Origin of the sequence: Caulobacter sp. D5 (genome assembly GCF_003185805.1) — a bacterium.
Classification (GTDB): domain Bacteria; phylum Pseudomonadota; class Alphaproteobacteria; order Caulobacterales; family Caulobacteraceae; genus Caulobacter.
Window position 1 is genome coordinate 1 of record NZ_QHJY01000492.1, and the last position, 7,403, is coordinate 7,403.

6 protein-coding genes are annotated in these 7,403 nt (G+C 70.0%); 1 reads left to right on the forward strand and 5 read right to left on the reverse strand.

Annotated elements, in window-relative coordinates:
* Both DMC18_RS24260 and DMC18_RS26320 read right to left on the reverse strand, forming a co-directional pair.
* Window positions 1-781 (reverse strand): ATP-binding cassette domain-containing protein (locus DMC18_RS24260; RefSeq protein WP_146218199.1); only part of this gene is annotated, 781 nt, incomplete at its 3' end.
* A 129-nt stretch (window positions 782-910) separates the two neighbouring features.
* Window positions 911-1,579 (reverse strand): hypothetical protein, encoded by a 669-nt coding sequence (locus DMC18_RS26320; RefSeq protein ID WP_110133386.1) that lies wholly within the window; start codon window positions 1,577-1,579, stop codon window positions 911-913.
* A gap of 258 nt (window positions 1,580-1,837) precedes the next feature.
* Here DMC18_RS26320 and uvrA point away from each other — a divergent pair, with 258 nt between their 5' ends.
* Window positions 1,838-4,747, forward strand: coding sequence for an excinuclease ABC subunit UvrA (uvrA, locus tag DMC18_RS24270; protein WP_110118497.1), 2,910 nt, complete (start codon window positions 1,838-1,840; stop codon window positions 4,745-4,747).
* 87 nt (window positions 4,748-4,834) lie between these two features.
* On the opposite strand, the gene DMC18_RS24275 is transcribed toward uvrA, so the two are convergent.
* The 3 genes from DMC18_RS24275 to DMC18_RS26325 all read right to left on the reverse strand — a co-directional run.
* Complete coding sequence (locus DMC18_RS24275; protein WP_110118498.1) at window positions 4,835-5,770, reverse strand: hypothetical protein; 936 nt, start codon at window positions 5,768-5,770, stop codon at window positions 4,835-4,837.
* A gap of 81 nt (window positions 5,771-5,851) precedes the next feature.
* A complete protein-coding gene (locus DMC18_RS24280) occupies window positions 5,852-6,712 on the reverse strand; it encodes a hypothetical protein (protein WP_233245174.1) in 861 nt (286 codons plus the stop codon).
* Window positions 6,713-6,714: 2 nt separating this feature from the next.
* On the reverse strand, window positions 6,715-7,403 hold a 689-nt coding region (locus DMC18_RS26325; RefSeq protein WP_110133387.1), incomplete at its 5' end, for a hypothetical protein.

Genomic DNA, 7,403 nt, shown 5'->3' on the forward strand with positions numbered 1-7,403 from the left:
GGGCCTTGCGTTCGAGCGCGGCCTGGGCCTCGCGGGCGGCGCGCCGCTCGTCGCGCTCGGCGCTGTCCAGAGCCCGGCCGGCGGCCTCCCTCTCGGCCGCCTTGCGCTCGGCATAGAGGTCATAGCCGCCGCCGTAGCTGGCCGCGCCCAGGCTGGAGATCTCGACGATGCGGTCCATGCCGCGCAGCAAGGCGCGGTCGTGGCTGGCGACGATCGCCCCGCCCTTCCAGCGGACCAGCACCTGGGCCACGAGGTCTCGGGCCTCAGCGTCGAGGTGGTTGGTCGGCTCGTCCAGCAGGATCAGGTCGGGCGCGGCCAGCAGCAGGGCGGCCAGGCCCGCGCGGGTCTGCTGGCCGCCGCTGAGCGCGCTCGCGGGCCGGTCGGGATCGAGACCTTCGAGCCCCACCTCCGCCAGAGCCTCATCCAGCCGCGCCGGCAGGGTCCAGTCGGCCTCGGCAAAGTCGGTGTCGTCGCCCTGGCCGGCCTCGATGCGCGAGAGCCGTCGCCAGGCCTCGCCGACGCCCAGGCGGTCGGCCAGGATCGCGTCCGGCGCAAGCTCGGGCGTCTGGTCGAGCACGCCTAGGGTTCCGGTGCGGGCGATGGTCCCGGCCAGGGGCGTACGCGCGCCGGCGATCAGCGCCAGCAGGGTCGACTTGCCCGCGCCGTTGCGACCGACCAGGCCGACGCGCTCGGCGCCGACCGACAGGTTCAGGTTTTCGAAGAGAACGCGGCCGTCAGGCGCGGCGGCGGAAACGGAGTCCAGAGTGATGAAGACAGGCATGGGAAACCACGAACAGGGAAACGGGAAGGACGAAGCGGTCTTCCGTCTGGCTGATCATGGCGGCCTCCATCAGGGGTGGAGCCGGGCTTCTACGCCCGCGAACCGGGTTCGGCAAGCAGCGCGGCGAGGTCAGCAGATCCCGTCGCGCAGGCGCGGCTGCGCGGCGCGGCCGGCGCGGTAGGCGCCGCAGCGGGCCTGCTTGCGGGCCTCCTCGGCGAAGGGCGGCGGGGGCGGCGGCAGGCCCCGGGGCATGAACTTCGCCGGCGGCGGGGCGGGACGGCCCACAGGTCCCATCCGCGGCGACGGGGCCTTGGCGGCGAGACTTCCCCAGCAGCGGTCCTTCTCCTCGTCGGTCAGGTGCTCGCTGCTGAGGCCCTTGCAGGCGCGGTGATAGCGGCCCCAGCGGTAGGCCGGATTGCCCTCGGTCAGCCGCCAGCGATCGACGTCCTTGCGGTCGAGACGCCAGGCGGGATCGATCGCGGGACCGGACGGGCCAGGTGTTCCGACGGACGCCGCTCCGTCGCCTTCGCCCGGCGTCGCGGGCATTTCGCCATCCGGCTCGATCGACGGCGACGCGGATGGCCGGGCCGCGGGCGACGCCGCCCTCGCCGCACGCTTCGACGCCGGCCGCGGCGGCTCCTCCTCCGTACGGTCCAGCTCGACCAGCATGGCCGGCGGCTCCACCGGCGGCGCCCCGCGCTCGACCAGCGACAGCAGGCCGATCAACAGCAGGTTGGCCGCCAGGCCCGCCGGGGCCGCGAGCGCCCATCGTCCGACCTCGCGTCGCCCCCGCCCCATCGCCCGCCACCGAAGATTGCCCTGACGGCGAATGCTCGCGCTTCGATGGCGTCCGAAATTCGACCGCGCGGCGCCCGCTTTGCGCCCTCGAAAGCGCCTCCTGCTGACATCTGATGTCAGCAGGACTGGCAGCAGGATGGCTGCGGCGTTTGTTCGCATGTTGTTCTTGTGCTAATGCCGCGCCAGCGCCCTACATATAGCCGCTGCGCCGCGCCTCGCGCGTGGCTCCCAATCCGACCTTCGAGCGTTCCGGACACCATGGCCGAGCAACTGAACTTCATCCGCGTCCGCGGCGCCCGCGAGCACAATCTCAAGGACGTCAGCGTCGACATTCCGCGCGGCGAGCTGGTCGTGCTGACCGGCCTGTCGGGCTCGGGCAAGAGCTCGCTGGCCTTCGACACCATCTACGCAGAGGGCCAGCGCCGCTATGTCGAGAGCCTGTCGGCCTACGCCCGCCAGTTCCTCGAACTGATGAGCAAGCCGGACGTGGACCTGATCGAGGGCCTGTCGCCGGCCATCTCGATCGAGCAGAAGACCACCTCGCGCAACCCGCGCTCGACCGTCGGCACGGTGACCGAGATCCACGACTACATGCGCCTGCTGTGGGCGCGGGTCGGGGTTCCCTATTCGCCCGCCACCGGCCTGCCGATCGAGAGCCAGACCATCAGCCAGATGGTCGACAAGATCACCGTCCTGCCCGAAGGCACGCGCCTCTATCTGCTGGCCCCGGTCGTGCGCGACCGCAAGGGCGAGTACCGCAAGGAGATCGCCGAGTGGCAGAAGGCCGGCTTCCAGCGGCTGAAGATCGACGGCGAATACTATCCGATCGAGGACGCCCCGGCCCTCGACAAGAAGTTCAAGCACGACATCGACGTGGTCGTGGACCGCGTGGTGACCAAGGCCGGCATGGAGCAGCGTCTCGCTGACAGTCTGGAGCAGGCCTTGCGCCTGGCCGACGGCCTGGCGGTGGCCGAATGGGCGACCATCGACGAGGGCGAGAAGGAGCCCAAGCGGCTGCTGTTCTCCGAACGCTTCGCTTGCCCGGTCAGCGGCTTCACCATCGCCGAAATCGAGCCGCGGCTGTTCTCGTTCAACAACCCGGCGGGCGCCTGCCCCACCTGCGACGGCCTGGGCGCGAAGCTGGCCTTCGACGCCGACCTGATCATCCCGGACAAGGACAAGACCCTGCACAAGGGCGCCGTCGCGCCCTGGGCCAAGGGCCCCTCGCCGCTCTACACCCAGACCCTGCAGGCCCTGGCGCGCCACTACGGCTTCTCGATGGACGAGCCCTGGTACAAGCTGCCGGAAAAGGCCCGGACCGTGGTGCTGAACGGCTCCAAGGGCGAGAAGATCAAGTTCACCTACGACGACAACGCCCGCAAGTACGAGGTCGACAAGCCCTTCGAGGGCGTGCTGCCGAACCTGGAGCGCCGCTGGCGCGAGACCGACAGCAGCTGGGTGCGTGAAGAGCTGGGCCGCTACCAGTCCGACACGCCTTGCGAGGCCTGCGGCGGCAAGCGCCTGAAGCCCGAGGCCCTGGCCGTGAAGGTGCATGGCCTGGACATCGCCGCCGTCTCGAACCTGGCCATCCGCCCGGCCCGCGACTGGTTCACGGCCCTGGAAGGTCACCTGACCGACAAGCAGCTGGAGATCGCCCGGCGGATCCTCAAGGAGATCAACGATCGCCTGCGGTTCCTGGTCGATGTCGGCCTGGACTACCTCAACCTGTCGCGCGGCTCGGGCACCCTGTCGGGCGGCGAGAGCCAGCGCATCCGCCTGGCCAGCCAGATCGGCAGCGGCCTGACGGGCGTGCTCTACGTGCTCGACGAGCCCTCGATCGGCCTGCACCAGCGCGACAACACCCGCCTGCTGCAATCGCTGCAGGGGCTGCGCGACCTCGGCAACTCGGTGCTGGTCGTCGAGCACGACGAGGAGGCCATCCTCACCGCCGACTACGTGATCGACATGGGCCCGGCCGCCGGCGTCCACGGCGGCGAGATCGTCGCCGAGGGCAAGCCCGAAGAGATCATGGCCAACCCGGCCAGCGTCACCGGCCAGTACCTGACCGGCGCGCGCGAGATCGCCGTGCCGGAAGAGCGTCGCCCGATCAACAAGAAGAAGATGCTCAAGGTCATCGGCGCCAAGGGCAACAATCTGAAGGCGGTCACCGGCGAGATCCCGGTGGGCACCTTCACCTGCATCACCGGCGTCTCTGGCGGCGGCAAGTCGACCTTTACGATCGAGACCCTCTACAAGGCCGCCGCGCGCCGCCTGAACAACGCCAGCGACGCCCCGGCGGCGCACGAGCGGATCGAGGGCCTGGAGAACTTCGACAAGGTCATCGACATCGACCAGTCGCCGATCGGCCGCACCCCGCGCTCGAACCCGGCCACCTATACCGGCGCTTTCGGCCCCATCCGCGACTGGTTCGCCCAGCTGCCGGAGAGCAAGGCGCGCGGCTACGGCCCGGGCCGCTTCAGCTTCAACGTCAAGGGCGGCCGCTGCGAGGCCTGCCAGGGCGACGGCGTCATCAAGATCGAGATGCACTTCCTGCCCGACGTCTACGTCACCTGCGATATCTGCAAGGGCAAGCGCTACAACCGCGAGACCCTGGACGTGCTGTTCAAGGGCAAGACCATCGCCGACGTGCTGGACATGACGGTCGAGGAGGCCGCCGACTTCTTCAAGGCCGTGCCGCCGATCCGCGACAAGATGGAGACCCTCAAGCGCGTGGGTCTCAGCTACATCAAGGTGGGCCAGCAGGCGACGACCCTGTCGGGCGGCGAAGCGCAACGCGTGAAGCTGTCCAAGGAGCTTTCCAAGCGCGCCACCGGCCGCACGCTCTACATCCTCGACGAGCCCACGACGGGCCTGCACTTCGAGGACACCAAGAAGCTGCTGGAGGTGCTGCACGAGCTGGTCGACCAGGGCAACACCGTGGTCGTCATCGAGCATAATCTCGACGTGGTGAAAACCGCCGACTGGCTGCTGGACTTCGGTCCGGAAGGCGGCGACGGCGGCGGCGAGATCGTCGCCGTGGGCTCGCCCCAGGACGTGGCCAAGGTCGAGGCCAGCTGGACCGGCAAGTACCTCAAGGAACTGCTCGACCGCCACGAGGAGCGCCGCCTGGCGCGGGTGGGCGAGCTGAAGAAGAGCAAGCGGGCCTGATCGGGCGTCCACCTGAAGCGAGCTTGAAACAACAAAGGGCGGCGGGTCTCCCCGCCGCCCTTCTTCATGTCGGTGTCCCTGGAGGGATCAGACGTCGAACGGCCCGCTGGGGGCGGCCGGCGCCGGCTTGGCCGCCCGTTCGACGATCTCGCGATAGATGAAGGCCGAGGGGGCGTAGATCGTCACGCTGGTCAGCACCGTGATCAGGCCGCCGACGGCCAGGCTGAGCACGCCGGTCGGGGTGAGCAGCGACGCCAGCGTCAGCTTCTGCGACTGCATCAGGTCGTTCAGGGTGTCGAGGTTGAAGCCGCTGAGCGCGCCGCCCAGCAGGGTGATGATCAGGAACAGCAGCAGATAGACGACGACCGCCAGGACGGTGGCCACGAAATAGGCCCCGAACATCGGCCAGAAGCGCCCCTTGGTCAGGGCGAACGAGCCGAAGACGTTGATCTTGCCCTCGGTGAAGGTCTGCACGTTGGCCAGCGACAGGCGCACGCCCAGGAAGACCAGCACGGCGAACGAGGCCGGCACGATCAGCAGACCGACCAGCGCGGCCAGGGGCGGCGCGATGGCGCCCAGGATGACGAGGATGAGCGTGACCGCCACCAGCAGGACCAGATAGGCCGCGAACAGCAGCAGGCCCAGCAGGATGGAGACGCCGGCCTGACGCAGCTCGTCGGCGCCGAACCGCAGATAGGCGCGCCGGGCGTCGGCCGGGCGCAGCACCGCGCGATAGATCGCCGCCAGCAGCACCGAATAGAAGGCGATGCTGTAGACCAGCGAGAACAGCGCGAACGGACCCAGCTTGGCCATGGCCTGCAGGGCTTCGGTCGGATCGGCGGAATTGTTCTGGCTGAGCGTCGTGAACGCTTCGAGCTGAGGGCCGAACAGGCCGATGATGGTCACGGACACGATCGCCGAGACGATGGTCGCGATCAGGACCCAGACCGCGACGGTCTTGAAGTGCTCGCGCACCAGGACGAAGCCCGAAATAGCCGCGTCCGTCGCCGAAAAGGTCTTCATCTTGCTCTTGCTCGCCCTGTGCGGTGTGTCGCAGGCAGGAACGCGTAACAAGCTTCGTTGGCCAGGGACAGAGCCCGGGCTTCAAATATCCGGGTGCAGCTGGCGATAGGCGCGGGCCGGGCCGGCGGTCAGGATCACCGTCTGGACGGTGAACATCAGCGGCGCGATCAGCACGTTGGTCAGCAGGCCCAGCAGCACGAACAGCTTTGACCCGCCGCCGACCAGGGCGATGACCCCGGTCAGCAGGCCGCCGACCAGCGAGAAGACGATCGGCGTCAGCACGAAAGCCATGAACAGGTTCAGCACGAACATGCCCAGCAGGCCCCAGAAGTGGCCATGGGTCAGCACCCAGGCCTCGCGCAGGTTGATCCTGCCCTCGGCGAAGGTCTGGGGCGACAGCAGCGACAGGCGCACCCCCACCCACATCGACAGACCGATGACGCCCAGGCCGCCGAGGAAGGCGATCCAGGCCGCGACGCTGCGGGCGCCCGCGCCGGCCAGGGTGGCGGTCAGCAGGGTCACCAGGCCGCTGGGAATGGCCGTGACGAACAGGGCCGCGGCCCAGGTGATCAGGGCCACGACGAACAGCCGGACCTCGTCGGCGCCCAGGCGCAGATAGGCGCCGCGGCTCTGCTCGGGGTGCAGCACCGAGCGCAGGATGGCGCTGGCCAGCACCGCGCAGATGGCGGCCGCCAGCAGGATCAGCAGGGCCATGGCCCCGCCCAGGTGCGCGATCAGGTCGAGCACCTCCTTGGGGTCGGCGGTGAAACGGGTCTGGGCCAGGTCGCGCCGCACCTCCTCGCCGAAGGCGACGGCCAGCAGCACCCACAGCAGGATCAGGGCGGCCCAGTAGAACCCGCCCCAGACCAGCAGCGAGGCGGGATGGCGGCGCATGGTGCGCGGCCCTTCGAGAGCGGCGGCGATGGGCGACAGGGCGATCATGGTCAGGCTTCCGGCCGCTCGGCGACGGCCAAGCTCGGGCCGTGTCTGTAGACGTGGACGCACGCCGCCGTCCAGGCCGGCGCGACGCAGAAATAATAGAGACCCACGGCCACGGCCTGCAGCGCCAGGGCGGCGGGTCCGTCGAGGGCGGTGCGCCCGCCCACGGCGATCACCACGCTGGGCAGGTAGAAGACGAGGCCCAGGGCCACCAGCAGGCCGGCGCGGCCCTTGGTCAGGTCGAAGGCGCTGAGCACCTGCAGCCGTCCGGCGGCGATGCTGGCGGCGGGGGCCAGGGACAGACGGGCGGCCAGCCAGGCCAGGACCGCCAGGCTGGCCAGCGGCGCGAGACTCGCGGCGAAGGCGGCCACGGGACCCGACAGCGCGGCCTTCCAGGCCTCGGACGAGGTGGCGTCGAAGCCGGGCGCGGCGGCGCGGGCGACGCCCAGGGACACGGCCCCGCCCACCACCAGCAGCACGGAGATCACCACCAGGAAGATCAGGGCGAGCAGCAGCTGCACCCCGGCCATCAGCGCCTCTTCACGCCCCCAGCGCAGGCCGGCCAGGCCCGCCGGGCGGTCGAAGGCGGCGCGATAGAGGGCGCCATAGGCCAGGGCGGCGGCGAGGAAGTCGGCCAGCAGCACCCAGCCCCCGCCGGCGAAGCGGCCGGCCAGTCCGAGCAGGCTGGCCGCGG